This window comes from Ruegeria sp., from assembly GCF_965221235.1.
GTDB lineage: Bacteria > Pseudomonadota > Alphaproteobacteria > Rhodobacterales > Rhodobacteraceae > Ruegeria.
In genome coordinates this window covers 238,200-262,468 of record NZ_CBDCRS010000004.1, presented here as the reverse complement: position 1 = coordinate 262,468, position 24,269 = coordinate 238,200, and the positions used below count along the sequence as shown (strand labels likewise).

The window sequence follows — 24,269 nt, the reverse complement described above, 5'->3', positions numbered from 1 at the left end:
TTACGCTGCCCAGATTTTGCAGAGAGTCGCTTTGGTCTCTTGCATCTGGGTCACTGAATCGTAGCCATAGGTCTGGGCGGTGTTGGAACTTTCACCCAGCACATAGGGATCGGCACCGGCGGGGTATTTTTCCCGCAGGTCCTGACCCTGGAAATGGCCACCAAAGTGGAATGGCATAAAGGCCACACCGGCACCGACCCTGTTGGTCAGCATCGCCATAACCTTGACCTTGCCGCCTTCCGGACCTTCGACCCAGACCTGCGCCCCGTCACGGATACCAAGGTTGTTGGCATCGCGGGGGTTGATCTCGACGAACATGTCCTGTTGCAGCTCGGCCAGCCACGGGTTCGACCGGCTTTCCTCGCCGCCGCCTTCATATTCAACCAGACGACCAGACGTCAGGATTATCGGGTAATCCTTGGAAAAGTCGTTCTTTTGGATCGAAGCATAAAGGGTAGGCAGGCGATAGGCCTGACGGTCTTCGTAGGTTGGATAGTCCTCCACCAGATCGCGCCGGTTCGTATAGAGCGGCTCGCGATGCAGCGGGATCGGATCCGGGAAGGTCCAGACAACCGCACGGGCTTTGGCGTTCCCGAAGGGCGCGCAGCCATGTTTGATCGCGACCCGCTGGATACCGCCGGACAGGTCGGTCTTCCAGTTGGTCTCTGGCCCCGCAACCGCGTCGATGGCTGCACGTTCCTCAGCCGTCAGATCGCCGTCCCAGCCAAGGTCCATCAGCATTTGCATCGTGAATTCGGGATAGCCATCCTGAATTTCCGATCCAACGCTATAGACCCCTTCGGCCAGCAGGTTGTCGCCGTCCCGTTCCACGCCAAAGCGCGCGCGGAAGGTCAGGCCACCTTCGGCCACCGGTTTGGACATGTCATAAAGGTTCGGTGTCCCCGTATGACCCATCTCAGCCGTGCCCCAGCAGGGCCATGGCAGACCGTAATACTCGCCGTCGTTTGGTCCACCAATGGCTTGCAGCGTGGTTCTGTCGAACGTGTGCTGGTTGGCCATATGGCTTTTCAGACGTTCCGGCGATTGACCGGTATATCCGATGGTCCAGAGGCCCGAGTTGAACTCACGCGTGATGCTTTCAACATTGGGAGTTTCCGGGTCTTCCATCTCGATATTGCGGAACAGACGATCCGCCCAGCCGAACTTGTTGGCGAACTTGGCCATGATGACCTCATCCGGCAGGCTTTCGAACAGCGGATCAACCACCTTGTCGCGCCATTGTAGCGACCGGTTCGAGGCCGTGACCGAGCCACGCGTTTCGAACTGCGTACAAGCAGGCAACAGGTAAACGCCATCAGTACGGTCATGCAGAACGGCCGAGACGGTGGGATACGGGTCGATCACGACCAGCATGTCCAGCTTCTCCATCGCCGTCTTCATTTCCGGCCCACGGGTCTGAGAGTTGGGCGCGTGGCCCCACAGAACCATGGCGCGGACAGCGTTGTCCTGATCCATGTTGGCCGGATCTTCCAGAACGCCGTCGATCCAGCGAGAGACCGGGATGCCGCGTTCATTCATCAGCGGCTTGTCCTTGCCTTCCTTGTCTTTGATCGTGGCGAACTGACCTTTCAGCCAATCCAGATCTTCACCCCAGACACGGCTCCAATGACCCCAAGCACCGTTCGACAGGCCGTAATAGCCGGGCAGGGTGTGGGACAGAACACCAAGGTCCGTCGCGCCCTGCACGTTGTCGTGGCCGCGGAAGATGTTGGTGCCACCACCCGAAGTACCCATGTTGCCCAGAGCAAGCTGGAGCACGCAGTAGGCGCGGGTGTTGTTGTTACCGTTGGTGTGCTGGGTTCCACCCATGCACCAGATCACGGTGCCGGGGCGGTTGTTCACCATCGTCCGGGCAACGCGCTTGAGTTGCGAGCCGGGAACGCCGGTTACACGCTCGACCTCATCCGGGGTCCAGTTGGCGACTTCTTCCTGAATCTGGTCCATCCCCCAGACACGGGTGCGGATGAACTCTTTGTCCTCCCAACCGTTATCGAAGATGTGCCACAGGATACCCCAGATCAGCGCAACGTCTGTGCCGGGACGGAACCGCACATATTCATCCGCATGCGCTGCGGTGCGCGTAAAGCGCGGGTCGCAGACGATCAGCGGGGCGTTGTTCTGCTCTTTCGCGCGCAGAACATGCAGCAGCGAGACGGGGTGCGCCTCGGCCGGGTTGCCGCCGATGATGAAGATGGCCCGGGAATTGTGGATGTCGTTGTACGAATTGGTCATGGCGCCGTAGCCCCATGTATTCGCAACGCCCGCAACCGTGGTCGAGTGGCAGATACGGGCCTGATGGTCCACGTTGTTCGTGCCCCAGTAGGCGGCGAACTTGCGGAACAGATAGGCCTGTTCATTGTTGTGTTTGGCCGAGCCCAGCCAGTACACGCTGTCCGGCCCGGATTCTTGGCGGATGTTCATCATGCCGTCGCCGATCTCGTCGATCGCCTGTTCCCAGCTGATGCGCTTCCACTCGCCGCCTTCCTTTTTCATCGGATATTTCAGGCGGCGTTCGCCATGGGCGTGCTCGCGGACCGAGGCCCCCTTGGCGCAGTGTGCACCTAAGTTGAACGGGCTGTCCCAGCCGGGTTCCTGCCCGACCCAGACGCCGTTCTGAACTTCGGCAACGACCGTACAGCCGACCGAGCAATGCGTGCATACGGATTTGATATTCTCAACGGCAGTGTTCGCCGCTGTTTGGGCGCTGGCTTGTGTCACGGTTCCACCCGTGGCGCTGATCGCGGCAAGGCCGCCGATCGTCAGGCCCGAGCCACGCAGAAATGCGCGGCGATCGACGGTTTTCTCGCCGACCTGGGACAGGATACTTGTCCGCTGGGGGCGTCTCGCAACCCCGTTGGTCTTTTTCCTAAGCATTGTTTTCCTCCCTTGCGCGCCGTGTCAGCCACGGCTGGCTTGGTACTGCTACGTCCGACGTCAGGGCCAATCGCAACCGTCAGTCGGGTGGTGAAAACGTCCGATCCTAGAACCGGGTGCTTTCGAAGTATGCGCGGGTGTGCGCGGTGTCCTGCATCCGGGTTTCGTCCGTGGGCAGCTCGGCTGCTTCGGCCTGTCCGGTCAGGCTGGCGGCGGCGACAGCAGCGGGCGCTGCGGTTCCGGCCAGTTTGAGGAAGTCACGGCGCGTGGCTCCTTCTTCCTTGGTCTTGCTCATGGGATCCTCCTTTCCCAATTGCAGTGTAACGCCCGTGCGGGCGTTGGCGAATGACAGCGGGTCACGCTGTCGTCATTCGGAACGCTTCGCGCTCGATCTCCATGAACACCCGACCGGCAGTGCCGACCGAGGCATAAAGAACCGAGTTCTCGGCTGCTTCCAAATCCGAATAGAAGTGCGCGGCCCAGGGGCCGATATGTTTGTTCCAGAACGCCTTTTGGTCTTCCAAAGTGGCGGGTGAGCCAAAGCGGCCAACGATCATACCCGCCATCATTTCCATCAATGAGGCGATGTTGTCTTCGGGTTCGAACACGTTCTGGGCCCGCGTGATGCCACGCACGGCCATGTCGTTGCGCAATTGCGCCAGAGGTTTTTCGTTCAGGAAACCGGTCAGGTAGAAGCTGGCATAGGGCAGAAGCTCTCCGCGGCCCAGACCGATGAACAACGCGTTGAACTCGCGTTCGGCGGCGGCGGGTTTGGTCACTTTGGCCACGCGCGCCATCGCCTGAATGGCCTGACCCAGATCGGTCTCATCGCCCGTCAAGCCTGCCATCTGGTCCAACAGCAACTGATCCGGCGGGCCAGCCAGCAGCAGACCCAGAAAGTTGTAGAAATCCGCGCGCAGGCGATCCTCGGATGAGATCTCTATGGATTGCGCGTTGTCTGCGGTCATGCGGTTATCCTTCGAATTCAAATTTCATGCGGCGCGGGGCAGGGGGTAGGTCGCCCTCTTCCACCTCTTCCACTGCGGTAACCAAAACCGGCTCGGGGGCCGGGGCTTCCTTTGGTTCAGACTCTAGCTCGGTGTCCGGGGTTTCAAGTTCGTCCTCCGGCGCTTCTTCGTCGACTTCGGCGGCCAGAGCTTCGACATGAGCCAACATCCCTTTGCCGACCTGATAAGCAGTCTGGAGGTTCTCGATCACGCAAGCGGCGTCGGTATAGTCCTCGCCGTAGTCGACCAGCCCGTCGACATTGGCCAGAATCGGGTTGAGCCGCCATAACCGACGCAGAGCGCGGCGGCGCAGTCGGTCGGGCACTGCTTTGGCCATGAAGCCTGAGACGTCATCCCCGGCCTGCAACTGATCCGGGTCGGGCAGGTTGAACTCGGCCAGTATCTCGGCGTCGCTTTTCTCTTCCAGCTCAGCCTGCTGCGCCGCGATGATCTGTTCTTCAGCGGCGACGATTTCAGCCTCGGCCTCGGCCTGAACGGCAGCCTTGCGGCGGGACCAGAAATCGCGCGGCTGGTTCATTGCACGATCCTCCGGGGGGCACGGTAAACGTCCGAGTCCTGACGAATACGCGCGTCACCCTTGCCGTCCTCGACAAGATCGGTCCGCTTCTTGTCGCGGCGGCGCTTGACGAAGACTTCATCACGGTGATGTTCCAGTGTGAAATCCCGAACCCAGGCGATCAGCCCTTCGGTCATCGGAATCTTTTCAACGATCTCTTCACCGGTGTCCGCGTAATCCTGACCTTCGAACGGAGACGCTGTGACCAGCACCGCGTCCATCGGGCGTTCACCATCCAAAGCATCGCGCAGGACCAGGTAAATCGAAGGCTGACCGTCCGAAAGGTTGACCATGTAGGCTTCGGTCTCATCCGCCCAAAGGGTCAGGGGCAGGGTGGCTGCGTGGTATTCCACGGCTTCACCCTCGCGGCGCAACTCCTGCCAGTCAGCAGGCCCCGCACCGGGTAACACAGCAACCGCGCGCCAGTTCCACTTGGCCCAGCGGGTTACACCGGGTGTTTTGCGCACGACGACGCCAACTGGCATTTCAGTTTGACTTGCGGCCTTGGCCACTGAATCCTCCCCGGAAGGCTCTCCCCTGCCTTCCCCTCGTCTACTATGGTACACATACCGGCGATGTGCCAAGCCTCTTCCGTCCCACTTTTGGAAATATCACCAATTGTTGATTGGTTGCGGTATTGGTTATATATCGCTTGACAGGTGAATGCCACCCCGAACTTATTGAGCCGTGGCCTCGGGGGGGGCATTGCCACGTGGCGCTTACACCCTACTGTGATGGTCACGAAGGGGAGAACATGAGCACAAAACTTTTGCTATGCGATTGCGCGGGCACCCAGAGCCTGAACGCTGATGATATTGCGTCCGCCTGCGGGGCTGCGTGTTCCAAGGTTCACACGGCACTCTGCACGACCGAACTGGAAACCGCGGCGTCGCTGATGCAGGGCGGAGACATGGTTATCGCCTGTGGGCAGGAACAAGACGTTTTCCGGGCCCTTGCGGAAGAGCTCGGGATCGACGCCCCAGGTTTTGTAGATTTGCGCGACCGGGCCGGGTGGTCTGAACAGGGCGGTGATGCGACCCCCAAGATGGCGGCACTGGCAGCCGAGGCGCTGCTGCCGCAACCCATTACGCCCAGCGTAGATGTCTATAGTGAAGGTACGTGCTTCGTTGTCGGCCCCGGAGACGTTGCCTTTGATCTGGCCGAAAAATTGTCCGGCGTGCTGGCCGTCACCGTGTTGGTGACCGATGATGTCCAACCGATGACGCGAGCCTATGACGTGATACGGGGACAGCTTCGGTCGCTGAACGGCGCGTTGGGCGGCTTTTCTCTGCAATTTAACGGTTTGCAGCAGCTTGAGCCGGGTGGCCGCGGGGCATTTGCATGGACCGAACCCCGCGATGGTGCAAAATCTACCTGTGATATTGTCATGGACCTGACCGGAGGTACCCCTTTCGTACAAGCCCCTGCCAAGCGCGAGGGGTATTTGCGCGCCGATCCCAAAGATTCAATCGCAGTGGAGCGTCTGGCTTTTGAAGCGGCGCAATTGGTCGGAACCTTTGAAAAGCCGCTTTATGTGCGGATGGAGGAGACGCTCTGCGCCCACTCCCGTGCAGAACAGGTGGCATGTACCAACTGTCTGGATATCTGCCCGACAGGCGCGATCACGTCGGCAGGCGAGTATGTCGCCATCGATCCGATGGTTTGCGCCGGGTGCGGCGCATGCGCAGCGGTCTGTCCGTCGACCGCGATTACCTACGAAGATCCGCCGGTCTCAGCCCTGTTGTCGCGCATGCACATTCTCGCCCGTACGTACAGACGCGCAGGGGGGCAGGCACCTCGGCTGCTGGTCCACGACGCCTATGGGGCCGAGATGATCCGGCTGGCCGCCAGATTTGGGCGTGGCCTGCCAGCGGACGTCATCCCGTTAAAGCTGAACGTGATCTCGGGCTTTGGGCATGCTGAGATGCTGGCTGCTCTGGCCCATGGCTTTGCAAAGGTCGATGTCCTGCTGGCCCCAACGACCGAACGCGACGCGCTGGACCGAGAACTGGAACTGGCGCAGGCCATCGCCGGACCGGACGGAGTGGGGTTGATTGATGAGGCGGACCCGGATGCGATGGTCGATCTGCTTTATGCGCAGGACGTTCCGACGCCTCTGGCCGACCCGGTTTTGCCGTTGGGCAATCGAAGGCAGATCGCGCGGCTTTCAGCACAAGCGCTGAACCCGCAGGCCGAGGCACCTCTGCCGCTGCCCGAGAACGCGCCTTATGGGGCCATCGCAGTGGATACGGACGCCTGCACTTTGTGCCTTAGCTGCGTGTCGCTGTGCCCGTCCGGTGCGTTGATCGACAACCCAGACAAACCACAACTGAACTTCCAGCAGGATGCCTGTCTGCAATGCGGACTGTGCAAGGGCATTTGCCCTGAGGACGCGATTGCTCTGGTCCCGCAACTAGACCTCAGCGACGCGGCCTTGTCTCAGCAGGTGCTGAATGAGGAAGAGCCATTTGCCTGCGTCGAATGCGGGGCCTTGTTCGGGGTGAAATCCACCGTCGAACGGATCATGGAGAAACTCGCCGGTGCACATCCGATGTTCGCCACCTCGAACAAAGCGCGGATGATCCAGATGTGCGACAACTGCCGCGTGAACGCGCAGTTCCAGCAGACGGACAATCCGTTCCAGTCGAAACCGAAACCCAAGGTCGTCACGACCGAGGATTACTTCTCACAAAGAAAGGATCACTGAAGCTGTAATGGCGCGCCCAGATCGGCGGCTTTCATGACCGAGACAAAGGCCAGAATCGCATCCAGTTCATCCAAAGTCATCTCGACCGGGTGAATGGGCGAGGGGCGTTCGGGGTCGAACGGCAAAGTCAGCCCGTCGATCTGTGTGAAGGCGGGGTGAGGGTTCAGCGCAAAGAACGCCTGGAACCGTTCCGACCAGTCCGGCATGGCGCGCAGCACCGCGAAAGACGGGGTCGAGCCCAGCCCGTTCATCCGGTTTTTTGGCCCGATGACATGGCAGCGTCCGCAATGGGTCATCGACAGTTCTTCGCCCCGCGCGGCGTCTCCGTCGATCACCGTTTCCTCTTGTGTGGCGGCGATTTCGAAATCGGCCGAGAAGGGCGCGCCATCATCCGGGGTAAAGCTCTCGACCGTGTTCTTGCCGATATCGGACAGAAGCCAATCGCGGAACCGCTCGTGTTTGGCGTCGTCTTCGATCCGCAAGTGATAGATCACACCGTCGCGGGCAAAGACCGGATCACCGGGTGGCGCAGTTTGCAGCACTAAAACACCCGCATCGTCAGCAATAACGCGGATACCGGTCTTGAGCGAGAAGCGTGGAAGAATATGTTGCAACAGACCAGAGTCTTTCACCTCGGCCGGGGCAGCAAGTCCCAAGGCCTCTTGCGACCAAGAGGGGCTGGCAGAGAGCGTCAGGCTCAGGCACAAAAGGACAACGCGCATGGCAGCAGCCTAACGGCCCGGCCCCAAATGCGTCAAATAAACAGAATGAGACGGAGACACATGCAATGAATATCAACCACATGGTTGGGCAGATAACTGGGGTAATGGCATGAGTGTTCGTGACGCGGTTCTAGCGAACCTGAAAAAGATCACCGACCCTGTATCCGGTCAGGATATCGTCAGCGCGGGCGTTGTTCGTGCGCTGAATGTTGAAGGCGACACCGTGCGTTTCGTGATGGAGATTGACCCCAAGCAGGCCGAAAAGATGGAGCCTGTGCGTGCCGCTGCCGAACAGGCCGCGCAGATGGTCGAGGGCGTTGATAAGGTCTCGGCCATGTTGACGGCGCATTCCGACAAGGCACCGCCGGATCTCAAGCCCAAACCGAAGCCCTCGCAAACCGGGCCGCAGCCGGTGGCGGGTGTGGATCGGATCATTGCGGTGGCCTCGGGTAAAGGCGGTGTCGGTAAGTCCACAGTGTCCGCCAACCTCGCCTGTGCGCTGGCCGCTGAGGGCCGTCGCGTGGGTCTGCTGGACGCTGATGTCTACGGCCCGTCTCAGCCCCGGATGCTGGGTGTCTCAGGCCGTCCGGCCAGCCCGGATGGCAAAACCATCCTGCCGTTGCGCAACCACGGCGTTACCATGATGTCGATGGGTCTGATGACCAATGAAGGGCAGGCGGTTGTCTGGCGTGGTCCGATGCTGATGGGCGCGCTGCAACAGATGATGAATCAGGTGCAATGGGGCGCGCTGGACGTGCTGATCGTCGACCTGCCGCCTGGCACCGGCGACGTGCAGCTGACGCTGAGCCAGAAGTTCCAGGTGGATGGGGCCATTGTCGTCTCGACCCCGCAGGACGTAGCCTTGATCGACGCCCGCAAGGGGATCGACATGTTCAACCAGCTCAAGACGCCGATCTTCGGGATGATCGAAAATATGTCGACCCACATCTGCTCGAACTGCGGGCACGAGGAACATATCTTCGGCCATGGCGGGGTCGCGTCCGAGGCTGAAGCACTGGGCGTGCCGTTGCTGGGGGAAATCCCGCTGCATCTGGACATCCGCATGGCAGCTGACGGCGGCGCACCCATCGTGGTCAGCAAACCTGAAAGCACGCAGGCCGAGGCGTTCCGCAAGATCGCCCGCGACCTGATCGCTAAGGGCAACGCATGACCGAGCCGATCTTTCCCCCCTTGTTGACGGGCCACCCGGTGCAGGGTGGGGAAGACCCGTTTGAGCGGGCGCAGGCTATGGCCGCCCTGGGCTGTGACGCGGGCACGGTGGTTTACAACATTCAGGCCGACCGCCTGCGCGTGGCCATCGTCTTTGCGCCCGAGGTTCCGTTACAGGACGCCATGGCGATGCTGCCCCTATGCGCTGTCGGATTCCAGAATGCGCTGGGCGCTCTGGCCCCGCCAGAGGTCGCGGTGCATTTGGGTTGGGACGGTCTGATCTGCGTCAACGGCGCGAAATGCGGGATGTTTCACACCGCGTCCGCGACCGCAATCCCCGAGGCCGAACCCGACTGGCTGGTCGTCGGCTGGGAACTAGCGTTGCTGCAAACCGAGGGCGACCCGGGGAAAACGCCCGATGTCACTGCGCTTTATGATGAGGGGTGCGCCGAAGTCTCGGCGGTGCAACTTGTCGAAAGCTGGTCGCGTCACATGCTGACCTGGCTTAACCGCTGGCAAGAGGACGGCAACGCCCCCTTGCATGCCGAGTGGATGGGACTGCTGCGCGGAGTCGGAGAACCCCTTGGCACAGGCGTGTTTCTAGGTGCGGATGAGAGGTTCGGGATGCTGATCCGCGACGGCTCGGACACGCACCTGCGCCCCCTGACGGAATTGTTGGAGAACGGATGATGAAACTGGCCCGCGCGATCCATTTCGACGAAAGCGACATGAACGTGTTCCACTCACCGGCCCGGACCGGAGAATGGTGCATCTCGGGCGGGTTTGAGTTCTCAAATTGGGGGCAAGCTGATCTGGAAGGTAAGGCCAGGCAGGCGTTCTCAAATGGCTGGCTTGGGGTCGAGACTTTTGGCCGTGTGACTTTCGTTGCAGTGACGCAGGTCGAACAGGCCGAGCTGGACCAGATCGCCGAGAACCTTGCCGCGCACTTTGTGCAGATTTACGGCGCGCCGTCAGTTGAGGCTGCGTTGGGCGTTGCGCAGGCCGAAATTCAGCATATGGCGGATTTGTGCGAAGAACACGCCCCGAATACATTGCTGACAGTGGCTCGTGAATTGTCCGAGACCGGCGTACATGAGGCGTTCCGCATCATAACCCCGCAGGAAACGCAACTGGAAGCGCTGGCAGTTCACGGCTCGTTGGACGATTAAAGCAGGTCCGCGAAACCGCCGAATTGACCGCGTTTGAAGATCAGGCCCTTGCCGGTGCGATACATCACCTGTTCGACCTCTCCGACAATGATCAGATGATCCCCGGCTTCATGCTTGGCGTGCAGCTGACAGTCGAAACGGGCGAGACACTCGGTCAGTAGCGGGCGACCGCGATGATCTGCATCCCAATCTGCATGTGAGAAATCCAACCCGTTGCGGGCGAACTTCAGCGCCTGCTCTTGCTGTTCCTCTGCCATCACGTGTATCGAGTAATGCTGGCAGGTGTTGAACGAATTGAACCGGTGCGAGTCTTTGGCAAGACACCACAGGACAAGTGGCGGGTCCAGCGACACGGACGAAAATGAATTCACGGTGATCGCACGCGGACCGTTATCCGTGTTCGTCGTTACAACGGTGACGCCGGTGCCAAAACACCCCAAAGCCTCACGAAAGGCGGTGCTTTGATCCGGGGTGGGGGTGAAGGTCTTTTCCGTCATTACGCGCTCGTGCAGTGGCCGCGCATCAGGTGCCATGGCTCGCGCGGATTGTCCATGAAAAGCTGAATCTTGTACGAAGAATTTGACGCTTAGTTCAAATCTTCCAGCAGGCGGCCATGCTGGCGGGTCGCTTCGATAACGGCACCAAAGGTCGTCATGCCCCGCGCTTGCAACATCGGCAGCATCTTGACCAGAGCCTCGGCTGTCGCCACCGCATCACCTAAGGCGGTATGGCGCAGGTCGTCGGGTATGGTGATCTCAAGCCGGTCACACAGGGCATCCAGCGTGTGCTTGTCGCTGGCTCCGAACAGGACCGCCGACAGAAGAACCGTGTCCAGAATGGGGTGATCCCAGTCCACATTCATGCGTTTCGCGTGCCGTCGCAGAAAGGCCATGTCGAAGGGCGCGTTGTGGGCCACGATCACAGCGTCCCGTGCAAATTGGTGAAAGGCCCGCCCGGCCTGAGTAATGTCCGGTGCGCCCTGAACCATGTGATCGCTGACTTTATGCACTTTGGTCGAGGCGGGCGGAATTGGCATGCCGGGATCAACCAACGTATCGAAACGCTCACCATCGACGATGCGCCCGTTGACCACCCTGACGGCCCCGATCTGAACGATCTCGTCCTTGTGCGGCAGCAAACCGGTTGTTTCGGTGTCAAAGACCACAAAGCTCAGCTCGTGCAAGGTGAGCGTTTCAAACTGCCCTCTGGCTGCATCGTTCAGAAGGTCGAAATCATAGACCAGAGGTCGCGCGGCCTCGGGTGAGATGTTGGAGGCACTGTCGTCAAAGATCAGCAGATATCCGGGCGCGTCGCCCAGTGGTTTCATCCGGGCGGAATAAGATTGCACACCGTCGATACTGTTCAGGGTACACATCACTTCCAAGCCCGACTTCGACAGTTTTTCAAAGGCTTGTTGCACGGCGTCGGGGTGCAGATAGTCAAACAAGGACGCATTGAGCCGCGGATGCGCAATCTGCGCCAGCACTCCGGCAGCTTGCCCGTCATACAGCACGATCTTGTGGGTCGGGCTGGCCAGAACCATGGCGACGGGTATCTCGGTCAGCAGCGCCGTCAGACGTTGCTTTTCAGCCGCCAGGTGTGCGGTCTCGGCAGCAACGGCTTCGGCCACACCCATGGCTTTGTTGGACAGCTGATCCGCCAACCCGGCGGCCGCCGGGCCGAGATCGCCGAGATAGCGCGCGGCCTGAGTGTCGACATCCGTGCCGACGCCTGCATGCGCGCGTGCGCGCATCTGGGCCGACAGGCGTTCAATCGGCTTGGCGACGTTATCGTCGAACAACAGCCAAACCGCGATGATCAGGGCAATGAAGCCAAAGCCCATTAGGATCTCGGCCATTATGAACGCATTCACCAGACCCGGGTCGGCAACGCGCAGATAGCTGATCCAAAGCGCCACTGAACTGACGGCCAGCGCACCCACTGCCAGCAGGCAGAAGAACAGAAAAATCCGAACGCGCAGGCTTAGCCGTTTCAGCATCTCACACTCCGCAGGTTGCCTTGATTACGGGATCATCTGCCGAGGCGTTAATCCAGTCTGCACCCACAATGCGACCGTTATCCGCAAATTCGACCCCATCCGCCAAATTGGCGCGGAGGTTATCGGCACAATTCACAGCCACCGGAACCATCGAGCGCGGGGCCCAGCGACCAAAGAAATACAGGTCGACCAATCGCTGTTCGGGCACGTTTTCATTTGTGCGGACTGAGGTGGCGTCAATGGCAGCAAACCGGTCAACAAAGGGAACGGCATAGGTCCATGGACGATACAGCGCCCGACTTTCGACCTCTTGCACGATTTCCATCCCTTCCGGCAATGTAGTAACGGTGCGATCATACCAAGAGTACTCGCTGGCGATCGTCATGCCGATCATGCCCAGCCCCGCCGCAACCGGGGCCGTCCAGCGGGGCAGGCGGCCGCCTGACAGTTTGTTGACCACCATAACCACACCGGCAAAGGCGAAGCCTGCGAAGATGGTTCCGATCAGTTCCAGAAACATAACGTCTCTCCGAGTTTCAGGCGGTTTGCGCCCGTCTGTGAGTGGGCCTAGCCCAACATTCCCTTGCCATGTCCAACCGCCGATTGCATCGTTTTCACTATGACGAATGCGTCGCGCAGGTGGCTGCGTTCAAAATCCGACACGGTTGATGGTGGAAGATAGTTGTCGGGGTTTTCTCCTGATTTGACCAGCCTCACCTGATGTTCCAGCCGCGTTTCGGCGATCAGGTCATAAGCGTCCAGCAAATCTCGCGCTCCCGAGGGGCTGAGCACCTGCGCTGCTTCGGCGGCTTTCAGGCGTGCGCGGGTGTTCGCCTCAGTCAGTTGGCCTTGCAGGCCGTAGACGCGGGCGAGATCGACCACCGGTACCACGCCGTTATGCTTCAGATCCAATGTGTTGCGATGTTCGCCCGACCGGATCGTGGCAAAGCCCCGCAGCAGCCCAAGCGGCGGAGTGTGTTTCAAAGAGTTTGAGATCATATGCGCGACGAAGATCGAATTCGCATTGGCCGCGGCCAGCGTTTCTGCGTGCAGGTCTTCGAACAGCTCAAACGCGCCGCCGATAGGGCGCAGGTCAAACATGACTGAAGCAAGCATCTGCGCCTCGGGGTTCGGTGTCGCGATCCAGCCCTTGAAATAGTCGCGCCAAATGCGCACGGGCTGACACCAACGCGGGTTGGTCGCCATCATGTCGCCGGGGCAATAGAAGTACCCGCAGGTGTCCAGCCCGTCAGAGACGAATTTGGCCAGGTCCCGAAAGTAGGCCATATCGTCGTCGGTCACGCTGTCATCCAGCATCAGGCAATTGTCCTGATCGGACACGCCGGTCTGCTCCTGCCGCCCTTGCGATCCGCAGGCCAGCCATAAGTAGCGCACCGGGGGTGGCCCGAGTTTCTGCTCGGCCAGCGCCAGCAGGCGGCGGGTGGCCGTATCCGCGATATCTGTGATCAGTCGGGTGACGATTTCGTGCCGATTTCCACCCGCCACCAATTGCACCAGAAGCTGCGGAATCTCGGCCGTGACCAACGCCATCTCAGCAGCGGAATTCGCGTGAGCGATCCTGCGGACCAGCTCGGCTGAGTTCACGGCCTGATAGTGGGTCAGATCTGTTTGGGTGACGATGCCAACCAGCCTACCGCCCTCCGAGATCGGGATATGTCCGATCCCGCGCTCCATCATGACATGCAAAACGTCCGAGCCGATGTCAGAGGGCGAGAGTGTTACCGGATCAGGCGTCATGATCGCGGATACGGGCGTGTTCTCGGGCATTCCGTCGGCCACGTATTTCCCGGAAATATCCCTGAGGGTGGCAATGCCCAACAGCGTCTCGCCTTCGTTGACGCATAGCGATGAGATATGGCGGTCGCGCATCAACTGTGCCGCTTTGCGCACCGGCATAGACGGTGGACAGGTGGCCGGGTCGCGGGCCATCAGCGTGTCGATTGAACTGGTGGCAAGGCTTTGCGGGCCAGTCCGTTCACCCCGCGTTCTGTTGAAGAATTTGGAGACGACGTCATGGTTGTCGATCAGTTCGCGGACCACTTCGGGCGGCAAGACCATCAGGACAGAAGGCGTATGCGCATGTGCATGGGTGGCAGCTTTGCCATCCTTAAGCAGGCCGCGTTCACCAAAGGAATTGCGCAGGCCCAGATGGGACACGACAGCGCCGTTTCCATCTGTGATTTCAACCTGACCCTCATAGATCACAAATATCCCGGGCAGGGTGTGTCCCAATTCGTAAACACATGACCCCTCGTCAACGTCCCAAACCTCGATCTGGGTGGCAAGTTTGTCCAGCGTGTCCGCAGGCAGGGCGTCGTAGGGATGTACGGACCTCAGAAACCGGATGATCTGGTCATGGGACAGGGGCATCAGACACTCCTTGGTTTCTGGTTGAAAAATCCCGCCCGGTGGTATGCCGGGCGGGGACAGTAGATCGAAAAATGCGGCACATGGAAGTTAATCATATGCCGTATCATGCTCATTTGTTCTGAGCTGCGCCCGCGCCACGGGGAATGCGCACGCTTTCGACCAATTCAACGATCTCCGGCGGAGTCTCTTTGGTCATACCGGCGACAACATATGCGACTGCAAAGTTGATCATCGCACCGATGGCACCGAACGAGGTCGACTTGATCGGACCCAGAAGCGGGTCAGCATCGGTGAACGAGTTGGTGCCCGGAATGAACAGCCAGCCCTTGTGCAGGAAGATGTAGACCAGGGTCACGGTCAGACCGGCCAGCATACCCGCGACCGCGCCGGTGTTGTTGATGCGGGTCGAGAAGATCCCCATCATCAGCGCCGGGAAGATCGAGGCAGCCGCCAGACCGAAGGCCAAGGCCACGGTTTGCGCCGCAAAGCCGGGCGGGTTCAGACCCAGATAGGTTGCGACAACGATGGCCACGGCCATTGCGATCCGCGCCGCCAAAAGCTCACCCTTTTCCGAGATATTCGGATTGATCGCGCCTTTGACGAGGTCGTGGGACACCGCCGACGAGATTGCCAGCAACAGACCCGCAGCGGTCGACAGAGCAGCCGCAAGACCACCAGCAGCAACCAGACCGATCACCCAACCCGGCAGGTTAGCGATTTCGGGGTTGGCCAGAACCAGGATGTCGCGGTTGAACTTGGTCAGCTCGTTTCCGACCCAGCCTTTTTCCTCCGCAATCGCCTGCATGTCTGCGTTCGCATCGTTGTAGTACTGGATTTTGCCGTCGCCGTTCTTGTCTTCCCAGTCCAGCAGACCGGTTTTCTGCCATGTCTGCATCCAGTCGTACCGCGGATCTGTGTCGATTGCTTCGACTGAGACAGCGCCGCCCTCGATGCCGCCGTTGGGCCACATCATGTCGGTGATGTTCAGACGCGCCATTGCGCCAACCGCAGGGGCGGTCAGATACAGCAGAGCGATGAAGACCAGTGTCCAGCCAGCGGACCAGCGGGCGTCAGACACTTTCGGCACGGTGAAGAAGCGCATGATCACGTGCGGCAGACCGGCAGTACCGATCATCAGCGACAGCGTGAACAGAACCATGTTCAACGTGTTCGAGTGGTGCGCCGTATACTCGGCAAAGCCCAGCTCGGTTACGATCGCGTCCAGCTTGGTCAGCAGCGGCTCACCACTTGCGGTGTCGCCGAACAAACCCAGCGCCGGAACGGGCGTACCGGTCAGCTGCAGCGAGATAAAGATCGCTGGGATGGTGTAGGCGGTGATCAGCACGCAGTACTGAGCGACCTGAGTATAGGTCACGCCCTTCATCCCACCGAACACCGCGTAGGCAAACACCACACAGGCACCGATCAGCAGACCGGATGTGTTCGACACCTCAAGGAAGCGGCCAAAGGCCACGCCCACACCGGTCATCTGACCGATCACGTAGGTCACCGACGCAACGATCAGACAGATCACGGCAACAACACGTGCGGTCTGGCTGTAGAAGCGGTCGCCGATGAATTCCGAGACGGTGTACTTGCCGAACTTACGCAGATAGGGCGCAAGCAACAGCGCCAGCAGCACATAGCCACCGGTCCAACCCATCAGGAAGGTCGAGTTGTCATAGCCGGTAAAGGCAATCAGGCCCGCCATCGAGATGAACGAGGCCGCAGACATCCAGTCCGCCGCTGTCGCCATACCGTTGGTGACCGGGTGAACGCCGCGACCGGCGGCATAGAATTCCGATGTGGAGCCCGCGCGGGCCCAGATCGCAATGCCGATGTATAGCGCAAAGGACGCGCCAACAAACAGCAGGTTGATGGTAAACTGGTCCATGGGGTTTACTCCTCATCCACGCCGTGTTCGGCGTCCAGCTTGTTCATGCGCCAGGCGTAGTTGAAGATCAGCACCAGAAAGACCAGGATTGAGCCTTGCTGAGCGAACCAAAAGCCCAGGTCGGTGCCGCCAACGGCGATCCCCGACAGCAACGGACGCAGCAGAATGCCGAATCCAAATGACACCAGCGCCCATATCGCGAGGCTGATGTAGATGAGACGCAGGTTGGCCTGCCAATAGCCCTTATCGGCCTCGGCAGTCTGCGCGGAGTTTGTAGATTGATCCGCCATGCGGTGTCCTCCTTCGCTTCCTCGTTGGGCGGCCCTTTGCCCAACTCCTCCAGTGCGTCGGGCCGCTTTAGTCTGTGCCGGACGCTGGGGATGCGTCAGGCAAAACCTCTCCGGTCCGCCAGGGCGGGTCCGTCAAAGTATTCTGCTTTAGGATCAAAGCCCTTTAGGCGGGCTTATCTCCTCCCCTTATTTCATCACGCCGCCAACAACCCCTTGCAGGTCGCGGGCGATGTCGTCGATCTGACCCATGGCATTGATGCCTTTCAGCACGCCTTGGGCCTGATAGTAGTCAATCAGCGGCGCGGTCTGCGCGTGATACGCGGCCAACCGCGAAGAGACAGTTTCCGCATTGTCATCGGCGCGGCGTTTGAATTCGGTGTGGCCGCACTTGTCACATTCGCCGTCTTTCGCCGGCTTTTTGAACGTGTCGTGGTAGCCTTCGCCGCACCCGGCGCAGGTGTAGCGGCCCGAGATGCGGGTCACCATTTCCGCGTCTTCCACTTCAAGGCTGATCGCGGCGTTGATCTTTTGTCCGGCCGACGCCAGCAGACCGTCCAGCGCCTCGGCCTGAACCGTTGTGCGCGGGAAACCGTCGAGGATCACGCCTTTGGCGCAATCAGGTTGGGCCATGCGGTCACGCAAGATGGCAATGACGATCTCGTCGCTGACAAGATCACCGGCCTCCATTACGGCTTTGGCGGCATTCCCAGCCTCGGTTCCAGCAGCAACGGCTTCGCGCAGCAGGTCGCCCGTGCTGAGTTGCACCAGCCCGAACGTGTCTTCAAGCATCCGCGCCTGTGTTCCCTTCCCGGCACCTGGAGGGCCGAGAAGGATCAAAACGGCAGGAGATATGGTCGTGGCAGCGTCCATCACATCCTCACTTGTTCGCGCGGTTTTCAATCAGGTCTTCGACGACCGACGGGTCGGCCAGGGTCGACGTGTCACCCAAGCTACCAAAGTCGTTCTCGGCAATCTTGCGCAGGATACGACGCATGATCTTGCCCGAACGGGTCTTGGGCAGGCCGGGCGCCCACTGAATGACATCTGGCGACGCAATCGGGCCGATCTCAGTCCGTACCCATGTACGCAGCTCTTTCAGCAGGTCATCCGACGGTTCACGATCATTCATCAGAGTGACGTAGCAATAGATGCCTTGCCCCTTGATTTCATGGGGATAGCCAACAACGGCAGCCTCGGCGACGGCGGCATGTGCCACCAAAGCGCTTTCCACCTCGGCAGTTCCCATGCGGTGACCAGAGACGTTGATGACGTCATCCACTCGGCCAGTGATCCAATAATCGCCATCCTCGTCACGACGGCAGCCGTCACCGGTGAAGTAGTAGCCTTTATAGTCCGAGAAATAGGTCTTCTCGAACCGCTCATGATCGCCCCAGACGGTGCGCATCTGGCCGGGCCAGCTGTCCTTGATGCACAAAACGCCCTCAACACCGTTGCCTTCGATCTCAACACCCGACTGCGGGTCCAGAACCACGGGCTGAATGCCGAAGAAGGGTTTCATCGCCGAGCCGGGCTTCATCGCATGCGCGCCGGGCAGGGGGGTCATCAGGTGGCCGCCGGTTTCGGTCTGCCACCAGGTGTCCACGATCGGGCAATTGCCTTTGCCAACGACCTCATTGTACCAGTTCCACGCCTCAGGGTTGATCGGCTCACCCACCGTTCCCAGCGTGCGCAAATCGCTGAGGTCGCATTTCTCGACGAACTCATTGCCTTGCCCCATCAGCGCGCGGATCGCGGTAGGAGCGGTATAGAACTGATTGACCTTGTGCTTCTCACAGACCTGCCAGAAACGCGAGGCGTCGGGATAGGTCGGCACGCCTTCGAACATCAGTGTGGTCGCGCCATTGGCCAGCGGGCCATAAACGATATAGCTGTGGCCCGTGACCCAACCCACGTCAGCGGTACACCAGTACACGTCGCCTTCGTGGTAATCAAAGGTGATCTCATGCGTCATCGCGGCATATACCAGATAGCCGCCGGTCGTATGCACAACACCCTTGGGCTGGCCTGTCGAACCAGAGGTATAGAGGATGAACAGCGGGTCTTCTGCGCTCATCTCTGCCGGGGCGCAATAGTCGTCGGCCTCCAGCGCCATTTCGTTGTAGTCATAGTCGCGGCCGTCGATCCACGTGGTCTGACCACCGGTGCGCTTGACCACCAGACATTTCACAGTGTCCTTGCAGTGCAGAAGGGCCGCGTCTGCATTGGACTTCAGTGGCGTCTTGCGACCTCCGCGCGGGGCTTCGTCGGCTGTGATGACAACCTTTGCATCGCAGCCATTGATCCGCGCCGCCAGCGCGTCCGGAGAGAAACCAGCGAAAACAATCGAATGGATCGCACCGATGCGGGCACAGGCCAACATGGCATAGGCGGCCTCGGGGATCATCGGCAGATAGATGACAACGCGGTCGCCCTTGCGCACGCCCAGCGACTCCAGAATGTTCGCCATCCGGCAGGTTCGACGGTGCAACTCGGCATATGTGATGTGCTGCGCCGCGTCGGTTGGATCATCAGGTTCCCAGATAATCGCAGTCTGGTCGCCGCGCGTTTTCAGGTGGCGATCCAAACAGTTGGCGGACACGTTTAATGTGCCATCAGCGTACCAATTGATACCGACCGACCCGAAGTCATAGCTGACATCTTTGACTTGAGTGTAAGGCTTGATCCAGTCGACCCGCTTGCCTTGCTCGCCCCAGAACGCAACGGGATTGTCGATCGAGGCCTGATACATCTGGCTATATTTCTCGGCATCGACATGGGCGTGTGCAACGGTCTCGGCGGACGGCGGATAGACTTTGGCATCTGCCTGGGCAGCGGTTGTCATACTGAGGCTCCTCCCTCTGGACTTTATTTCACTGGGCCGAATTTTGCCCGCGGAACGGGCGATGTCGACCCGTTTCCTCCCCACGTGAAATAATAAGGAGAACTGAAAACAATGGAATAAATTACCAGAATCTTTGGATTAGTTTGTAAAAATGTTTTTCTACTAGGCGCAAAATTGTAAATAAATTGGACGATAGGGAGAAAAACTAATTTAAAATAATTGGATAGATGTCACAGAAATTACAGATCCAGATGGCTGACGGGACTGCCAATTCCTGCATCACTGACTCATCTTTTGGTTGTTGGTGCCGGTGATTGCCGCATAGCTGTGCGAGGCAGGGGTTGGCACATTCATATGTTGGCGCTAGCTTTGGTTCCAAGCGCTTGAGCAAGAAGCGCACCAAAGGGAGAAATCATGATGAAAAAGATGTTGAGCGGCGCCGCCGCTGCCGCCTTGTGTGTTGCCTTTGTTTCCGAGGCAGCAGCCACGGAATGGAACGCTTCTGTCTGGGGCAAGCGTCGGGCCTTCACCGAACATGTTGAGAAGCTGGCAGAACTGGTCAGCGAGAAGACGAACGGCGACTTCACTATCAATGTCAGCTATGGCGGCCTGTCGAAGCCGCGCGAGAATCTGGATGGGATCGAGATCGGCGCGTTTGAAATGGCCCAGTTCTGCGCGGGCTACCACCGTGACAAGAACCGAGCGATCACCGTTCTGGAACTGCCGTTTCTGGGTGTGAATACGCTGGAAGAAGAGGTGGCCGTCAGTCACGCAGTCTATGACCACCCGGCGGTTAAGGATGAGATGGCGCAGTGGAATGCGCGTATTATCATGACCTCGCCCATGCCACAGTACAACATCGTAGGTACTGGTGAGCCGCGTGACGAACTGGCCGAATTTGAAGGAATGCGCGTCCGCGCAACTGGCGGTCTGGGGCAAGCATTCGAAGCGGTCGGTGGCGTGCCGACCTCGGTTCCTGCAACCGAGGCATTCAACGCAATGGAGTCAGGTGTGGTCGACACCGTCGCCTTCGCTCAGCACGCGCACCTGTCCTTTGGCACTATTAATGAGGCCGACTGGTGGACCGCAAACCTGAACCCCGGCACGGTGAACTGTCCGGTTGTGGTGAATATCGAGGCCTATGACGCGCTGCCCGCCGAACACAAAGAAGCTTTGGACAGCTCGATTGACGAGGCGATTGAACACTATCTGGCAAATTATGGTGGCCTGCTGGAGCAGTGGGACAGCGTCCTGTCCGAAAAGGGTGTTCAAAAAGTCGAAATCGACGATGCCGTGATTGAAGAGTTCCGCACCAAAGCGGCTGATCCGATCCGCGAGCAGTGGATCGCAGACATGGCCGCTCAGGGTCTGCCTGCGCAAGACCTTTATGATCTGGTCCAGGCCACGCTGCAACAACAGCGCGGCGGCAACTGATCACTTGATCCGGGTGCCTGACCGGGCGCCCGGACACCAATTCAAAGAATACAGGGGATCACCGGAATGGCAGGACAGGCCACGGTGCTTGAGGATGGCAGCCGCCTCAGTCGGCTGGATCGTCACCTATTGAAGCTAGAGCAGTTTTTGGCGCTGATCAGCGGGCTGGCAGTGTTTGGCCTGATGGTTCTGGCCGTCGTCTCGGTCAGCGGGCGTAATGCAATCAACGCGCCTCTGCCTGGCTATGTGGATTGGATTGAACAAGCCATGCCACTGATCGCCTTCCTTGGCATATCTTTCGTGCAGCGCAGCGGTGGACATATCCGCATGGACATTGTGATCGCGCGTCTTCACGGGCGCGCGCTGTGGCTGTTCGAGTTGATCTCGGTCATTCTGATACTTGTCCTGATGCTGGCGTTGGTCTGGGGCAGTTGGTCCCATTTCGACCGGTCTTTCGATTTCGGCGCACCCCTTTGGAGCCGTGACAGCTCGATCGACATTGGCATCCCGCTCTGGCCCGCCAAGCTGCTGGCCCCGGTGGCGTTTTCGGTGCTGTGCGTTCGGTTGCTGCTGCAAATCTGGGGATATGGGCGCGCTTTTGTGTTGGGGCTGGATAACCCCGTGGCTGTGCCTCTGATCCAGGACGCGGCGGCGCAGGCAGCGGCTGAGGCCGAACAATTCGAAGGGCAGGACTAGCGCATGGACACGATTGACATTGGCCTGTGGGTCACCGGCGGCCTGCTGGTTCTGGTGTTCACCGGTATGCGCGTCGCCTTCGCCGCCGGGCTGGCCGGATTGGTAGGGCTGGTCTGGATTTTCTGGGCCAAGTTCGGCTACGACCCTGACCGTTTTGGCAAGGCGCTGACGGTCGCCGTCAAAACCGCGGGGCAGGTGCCGCATTCCAAAGTCGCGGCACATACGCTCAGCCTGATCCCGACCTTCATCCTGATCGGATATCTGGCGTATTACGCAGGCCTGACCCGCGCGCTGTTCGAGGCAGCCAAACGCTGGGTGGCCTGGGTGCCAGGCGGCTTGGCCGTTTCGACAGTATTCGCCACCGCCGGATTCGCGGCTGTGTCTGGCGCTTCGGTCGCGACGTCCGCCGTATTTGCCCGCATCGCCATCCCCGAGATGCTCAAGGTCGGCTACAACAAACAATTCGCCGCCGGTGTTGTCGCCGCCGGAGGCACGTTGGCCTCGCTGATCCCACCTTCGGCCATCCTTGTGATCTATGCCATCATCGTTGAGCAGGACGTGGGCAAGCTGTTGTTGGCCGGGTTCATTCCGGGGGCATTTTCAGCCGTAGTTTACGGTTTGCTCATTGTGGGCATTGCCGTGATATTCAAATCTGTCGGCCCTCCGGTGACCGGTTTTACGTGGAAGCAACGCTTTGCGGCTTTACCGGGGGCCTTCCCGATTGTCGCGGTGATCCTGATCATCATCTGCTTTGTCTACAACCCTTTTGGAGAAAAGGCTTGGGGGACTCCGACCGAAGGTGGGGCCATCGGCGCTTTCATCGTCTTCTGCTTTGCCCTGTTCCACGGCATGCGCTGGACCGAGTTGAAGTCTGCATTGCTGGAGACCGCCAAACTGACAGCGATGATCTTTTCGATCATTTGGGGCGTTCTGATCTACGTGCGCTTTCTGGGCTTCGCCGATTTGCCGGGTGCGTTTTCTGACTGGATTACTTCGCTGGAAATGTCTCCGATGCTGATCCTGATCTGTATCCTGCTGGCCTATGCCGTGCTGGGAATGTTCATGGACGCGATCGGTATGCTCTTGCTGACTCTGCCCGTGGTCTATCCCGCTGTCATGGCCCTGAACGGAGGCGAAACAGTCAGCGCGGCCGAAAGCGCCTTTGGCATGTCCGGCCCGATGTGCGCGATCTGGTTCGGTATTCTGGTCGTCAAAATGGCCGAGTTCTGTCTGATCACGCCCCCCATCGGCCTGAACTGCTTTGTCGTGGCGGGTGTACGACCTGATCTGAGTGTTCAGGACGTCTTCAAGGGCGTGACGCCGTTTTTCATCGCAGACGCCGTCACTATTGCTCTGCTTGTGGCATTCCCCGGCATCGTGCTCTACCTACCGTCACTTGCTGGTTGAGCAGGATTTTTGCGAGGGGTTAACCAGCTCGCATCAACATGCCGAACAGGTCGCGCGGGTCATCCGGGTCAGCCAGCATATCCAGAGGTTCAAAAAACTCGGTGTCTTCAATGGCCGATTTAACATAGCGCAGGGCTGAGAAATCCTCGATTGCAAAACCTACGCTGTCGAACAGAGTGATCTGGTGATCGTCGCGGCGGCCCTCGGCCTGACCGGTAATGACTTGCCACATCTCTGTGACAGGATGATCGTCGTCTAGTGCCTGAATTTCGCCTTCGATCCGGGTTTGCTCGGGGTATTCGACGAAAATCTCCGAACGTAGCAGGATATCGCGGTGCAACTCGGTCTTGCCGGGGCAGTCACCGCCGATGGCGTTGATGTGGACGCCGGGGCCGACCATATTATCGGTCAGGATCGTCGCGTATTTCTTGTCTGCTGTGCAGGTGGTGATGATATGTGCGCCTTCAATGGCCTCTTCAGGGGTGGCACAGGGTATGACGGTCAGGCCTTTGCCTTGCAGGTTGGTAGCACATTTTTTGGTGGCGTTGGCGTCAGTGTCATAGAGGCGAACGGTGGTGATCCCGCACATCGCCTTGAAGGCCAGACATTGGAACTCTGACTGTGCGCCGTTGCCGATCATGGCCATGACTGAGGATGACTTCGGAGCCAAGTAACTGCCCACCAATGCCGATGTTGCCGCGGTCCGCAGTGCGGTCAGCATTGTCATCTCAGTCAGCAGGGTCGGGTATCCGGTGTACACATCTGCGAGAAGACCAAAGGCCGTTACCGTCTGTAGACCCTCGGACGTATTCTTGGGGTGGCCGTTTACATATTTGAAGCCATAAGCCTCGCCATCCGAAGTGGGCATCAGCTCGATCACGCCATGGGGTGAGTGGGCTGGAATGCGCGGGGTTTTGTCAAAGCTCTCCCAGCGTTTGAAATCGGCTTCGATCTGGGCAGCGATCTGAGTAATCATCTGTTCGACCCCGATGTGATGCACCAGTCGCATCATATTGTCGACGGACACGAAGGGCACAAGCGCCTTGTCAGAAGGTTGCATCGGGGTCTC

The 24,269-nt window shown here is 59.4% G+C and carries 22 protein-coding genes; 7 read left to right on the top strand and 15 right to left on the bottom strand.

What is annotated here, in order from left to right; all coding sequences use genetic code 11:
* The 5 genes from ACOQOY_RS04280 to ACOQOY_RS04260 form a co-directional block, all read right to left on the bottom strand.
* Positions 1–2,895 carry a formate dehydrogenase subunit alpha gene (locus ACOQOY_RS04280; protein WP_420584247.1) on the bottom strand — a complete coding sequence of 965 codons (2,895 nt, stop codon included), beginning with the start codon at positions 2,893–2,895 and terminating at the stop codon, positions 1–3.
* A gap of 106 nt (positions 2,896–3,001) precedes the next feature.
* Positions 3,002–3,190, bottom strand: coding sequence for a ubiquinol-cytochrome c reductase iron-sulfur subunit N-terminal domain-containing protein (locus tag ACOQOY_RS04275; RefSeq protein ID WP_420584246.1), 189 nt, complete (start codon positions 3,188–3,190; stop codon positions 3,002–3,004).
* A gap of 61 nt (positions 3,191–3,251) precedes the next feature.
* Positions 3,252–3,863 carry a TorD/DmsD family molecular chaperone gene (locus tag ACOQOY_RS04270; protein ID WP_420584245.1) on the bottom strand — a complete coding sequence of 204 codons (612 nt, stop codon included), beginning with the start codon at positions 3,861–3,863 and terminating at the stop codon, positions 3,252–3,254.
* 4 nt (positions 3,864–3,867) lie between these two features.
* Positions 3,868–4,440 (bottom strand): DUF3306 domain-containing protein, encoded by a 573-nt coding sequence (locus tag ACOQOY_RS04265; RefSeq protein ID WP_420584244.1) that lies wholly within the window; start codon positions 4,438–4,440, stop codon positions 3,868–3,870.
* A complete protein-coding gene (locus tag ACOQOY_RS04260) occupies positions 4,437–4,991 on the bottom strand; it encodes a DUF3305 domain-containing protein (RefSeq protein ID WP_420584243.1) in 555 nt (184 codons plus the stop codon). The genes ACOQOY_RS04265 and ACOQOY_RS04260 overlap by 4 nt, the downstream gene beginning before the upstream one ends.
* A gap of 242 nt (positions 4,992–5,233) precedes the next feature.
* On the opposite strand from ACOQOY_RS04260, the gene ACOQOY_RS04255 reads away from it, so the two are divergent.
* The gene (locus ACOQOY_RS04255) at positions 5,234–7,186 is read left to right on the top strand and encodes a 4Fe-4S binding protein (RefSeq protein ID WP_420584242.1); all 1,953 of its coding nucleotides are present in this window, start codon (positions 5,234–5,236) and stop codon (positions 7,184–7,186) included.
* Here the strand turns inward: ACOQOY_RS04255 and ACOQOY_RS04250 are convergent.
* Complete coding sequence (locus ACOQOY_RS04250) at positions 7,180–7,908, bottom strand: hypothetical protein (protein WP_420584241.1); 729 nt, start codon at positions 7,906–7,908, stop codon at positions 7,180–7,182. The two genes, ACOQOY_RS04255 and ACOQOY_RS04250, sit on opposite strands and share 7 nt — an antisense overlap.
* Positions 7,909–8,017: 109 nt before the next feature.
* On the opposite strand from ACOQOY_RS04250, the gene ACOQOY_RS04245 reads away from it, so the two are divergent.
* The 3 genes from ACOQOY_RS04245 to ACOQOY_RS04235 are packed head-to-tail and all read left to right on the top strand — an operon-like array spanning position 8,018 to position 10,247.
* On the top strand, positions 8,018–9,079 hold the full coding sequence (locus tag ACOQOY_RS04245; protein WP_420584240.1) for an Mrp/NBP35 family ATP-binding protein: 1,062 nt from the start codon (positions 8,018–8,020) through the stop codon (positions 9,077–9,079).
* Positions 9,076–9,768: a DUF4444 domain-containing protein gene (locus ACOQOY_RS04240; RefSeq protein ID WP_420584239.1), complete on the top strand. Its 693-nt coding sequence runs from the start codon at positions 9,076–9,078 to the stop codon at positions 9,766–9,768. Before ACOQOY_RS04245 ends, ACOQOY_RS04240 begins: the two co-directional genes overlap by 4 nt.
* A complete protein-coding gene (locus ACOQOY_RS04235; RefSeq protein ID WP_420587207.1) occupies positions 9,768–10,247 on the top strand; it encodes a DUF6505 family protein in 480 nt (159 codons plus the stop codon). The genes ACOQOY_RS04240 and ACOQOY_RS04235 overlap by 1 nt, the downstream gene beginning before the upstream one ends.
* Here the strand turns inward: ACOQOY_RS04235 and ACOQOY_RS04230 are convergent.
* The 8 genes from ACOQOY_RS04230 to acs all read right to left on the bottom strand — a co-directional run bounded on the left by ACOQOY_RS04230 (position 10,244) and on the right by acs (position 19,663).
* On the bottom strand, positions 10,244–10,744 hold the full coding sequence (locus tag ACOQOY_RS04230; RefSeq protein ID WP_420584238.1) for a flavin reductase family protein: 501 nt from the start codon (positions 10,742–10,744) through the stop codon (positions 10,244–10,246). The two genes, ACOQOY_RS04235 and ACOQOY_RS04230, sit on opposite strands and share 4 nt — an antisense overlap.
* 89 nt (positions 10,745–10,833) lie before the next feature.
* On the bottom strand, positions 10,834–12,246 hold the full coding sequence (locus ACOQOY_RS04225; protein WP_420584237.1) for a PolC-type DNA polymerase III: 1,413 nt from the start codon (positions 12,244–12,246) through the stop codon (positions 10,834–10,836).
* Between the two features lies 1 nt (position 12,247).
* Positions 12,248–12,766 (bottom strand): hypothetical protein, encoded by a 519-nt coding sequence (locus ACOQOY_RS04220; RefSeq protein WP_420584236.1) that lies wholly within the window; start codon positions 12,764–12,766, stop codon positions 12,248–12,250.
* 47 nt (positions 12,767–12,813) lie between these two features.
* Positions 12,814–14,637, bottom strand: a complete 1,824-nt coding sequence (locus ACOQOY_RS04215) for a DUF294 nucleotidyltransferase-like domain-containing protein (protein WP_420584235.1) — start codon at positions 14,635–14,637, stop codon at positions 12,814–12,816.
* Positions 14,638–14,746: 109 nt separating this feature from the next.
* Positions 14,747–16,531 carry a sodium:solute symporter family protein gene (locus ACOQOY_RS04210; protein ID WP_420584234.1) on the bottom strand — a complete coding sequence of 595 codons (1,785 nt, stop codon included), beginning with the start codon at positions 16,529–16,531 and terminating at the stop codon, positions 14,747–14,749.
* 5 nt (positions 16,532–16,536) lie between these two features.
* Positions 16,537–16,821 carry a DUF4212 domain-containing protein gene (locus ACOQOY_RS04205; RefSeq protein WP_170381418.1) on the bottom strand — a complete coding sequence of 95 codons (285 nt, stop codon included), beginning with the start codon at positions 16,819–16,821 and terminating at the stop codon, positions 16,537–16,539.
* A gap of 186 nt (positions 16,822–17,007) precedes the next feature.
* Positions 17,008–17,691 (bottom strand): adenylate kinase, encoded by a 684-nt coding sequence (locus ACOQOY_RS04200; protein WP_420584233.1) that lies wholly within the window; start codon positions 17,689–17,691, stop codon positions 17,008–17,010.
* 7 nt (positions 17,692–17,698) lie between these two features.
* Positions 17,699–19,663, bottom strand: a complete 1,965-nt coding sequence (gene acs / locus ACOQOY_RS04195) for an acetate--CoA ligase (RefSeq protein WP_420584232.1) — start codon at positions 19,661–19,663, stop codon at positions 17,699–17,701.
* A 417-nt stretch (positions 19,664–20,080) separates the two neighbouring features.
* On the opposite strand from acs, the gene dctP reads away from it, so the two are divergent.
* From dctP to ACOQOY_RS04180, 3 genes are all read left to right on the top strand, one after another.
* Complete coding sequence (gene dctP, locus ACOQOY_RS04190) at positions 20,081–21,097, top strand: TRAP transporter substrate-binding protein DctP (RefSeq protein ID WP_420584231.1); 1,017 nt, start codon at positions 20,081–20,083, stop codon at positions 21,095–21,097.
* A gap of 66 nt (positions 21,098–21,163) precedes the next feature.
* Positions 21,164–21,793 (top strand): TRAP transporter small permease subunit, encoded by a 630-nt coding sequence (locus ACOQOY_RS04185; protein ID WP_420584230.1) that lies wholly within the window; start codon positions 21,164–21,166, stop codon positions 21,791–21,793.
* A 3-nt stretch (positions 21,794–21,796) separates the two neighbouring features.
* On the top strand, positions 21,797–23,200 hold the full coding sequence (locus tag ACOQOY_RS04180; protein ID WP_420584229.1) for a TRAP transporter large permease: 1,404 nt from the start codon (positions 21,797–21,799) through the stop codon (positions 23,198–23,200).
* 19 nt (positions 23,201–23,219) lie between these two features.
* On the opposite strand, the gene ACOQOY_RS04175 is transcribed toward ACOQOY_RS04180, so the two are convergent.
* Complete coding sequence (locus tag ACOQOY_RS04175; protein ID WP_420584228.1) at positions 23,220–24,260, bottom strand: ornithine cyclodeaminase; 1,041 nt, start codon at positions 24,258–24,260, stop codon at positions 23,220–23,222.
* Positions 24,261–24,269: the final 9 nt, after the last annotated feature.

Coding starts and splice junctions, on each gene's coding strand:
- ACOQOY_RS04250 (WP_420584241.1), bottom strand. CDS start 7,908: ATGCGCGTTGTCCTTTTGTGCCTGAGCCTGACGCTCTCTGCCAGCCCC.
- ACOQOY_RS04230 (WP_420584238.1), bottom strand. CDS start 10,744: ATGACGGAAAAGACCTTCACCCCCACCCCGGATCAAAGCACCGCCTTT.
- ACOQOY_RS04210 (WP_420584234.1), bottom strand. CDS start 16,531: ATGGACCAGTTTACCATCAACCTGCTGTTTGTTGGCGCGTCCTTTGCG.
- ACOQOY_RS04220 (WP_420584236.1), bottom strand. CDS start 12,766: ATGTTTCTGGAACTGATCGGAACCATCTTCGCAGGCTTCGCCTTTGCC.
- ACOQOY_RS04280 (WP_420584247.1), bottom strand. CDS start 2,895: ATGCTTAGGAAAAAGACCAACGGGGTTGCGAGACGCCCCCAGCGGACA.
- ACOQOY_RS04245 (WP_420584240.1), top strand. CDS start 8,018: ATGAGTGTTCGTGACGCGGTTCTAGCGAACCTGAAAAAGATCACCGAC.
- ACOQOY_RS04265 (WP_420584244.1), bottom strand. CDS start 4,440: ATGAACCAGCCGCGCGATTTCTGGTCCCGCCGCAAGGCTGCCGTTCAG.
- ACOQOY_RS04205 (WP_170381418.1), bottom strand. CDS start 16,821: ATGGCGGATCAATCTACAAACTCCGCGCAGACTGCCGAGGCCGATAAG.
- ACOQOY_RS04175 (WP_420584228.1), bottom strand. CDS start 24,260: ATGCAACCTTCTGACAAGGCGCTTGTGCCCTTCGTGTCCGTCGACAAT.
- ACOQOY_RS04185 (WP_420584230.1), top strand. CDS start 21,164: ATGGCAGGACAGGCCACGGTGCTTGAGGATGGCAGCCGCCTCAGTCGG.
- ACOQOY_RS04180 (WP_420584229.1), top strand. CDS start 21,797: ATGGACACGATTGACATTGGCCTGTGGGTCACCGGCGGCCTGCTGGTT.
- ACOQOY_RS04240 (WP_420584239.1), top strand. CDS start 9,076: ATGACCGAGCCGATCTTTCCCCCCTTGTTGACGGGCCACCCGGTGCAG.
- ACOQOY_RS04225 (WP_420584237.1), bottom strand. CDS start 12,246: ATGCTGAAACGGCTAAGCCTGCGCGTTCGGATTTTTCTGTTCTTCTGC.
- acs (WP_420584232.1), bottom strand. CDS start 19,663: ATGACAACCGCTGCCCAGGCAGATGCCAAAGTCTATCCGCCGTCCGCC.
- ACOQOY_RS04200 (WP_420584233.1), bottom strand. CDS start 17,691: ATGGACGCTGCCACGACCATATCTCCTGCCGTTTTGATCCTTCTCGGC.
- dctP (WP_420584231.1), top strand. CDS start 20,081: ATGAAAAAGATGTTGAGCGGCGCCGCCGCTGCCGCCTTGTGTGTTGCC.
- ACOQOY_RS04255 (WP_420584242.1), top strand. CDS start 5,234: ATGAGCACAAAACTTTTGCTATGCGATTGCGCGGGCACCCAGAGCCTG.
- ACOQOY_RS04270 (WP_420584245.1), bottom strand. CDS start 3,863: ATGACCGCAGACAACGCGCAATCCATAGAGATCTCATCCGAGGATCGC.
- ACOQOY_RS04235 (WP_420587207.1), top strand. CDS start 9,768: ATGAAACTGGCCCGCGCGATCCATTTCGACGAAAGCGACATGAACGTG.
- ACOQOY_RS04215 (WP_420584235.1), bottom strand. CDS start 14,637: ATGCCCCTGTCCCATGACCAGATCATCCGGTTTCTGAGGTCCGTACAT.
- ACOQOY_RS04275 (WP_420584246.1), bottom strand. CDS start 3,190: ATGAGCAAGACCAAGGAAGAAGGAGCCACGCGCCGTGACTTCCTCAAA.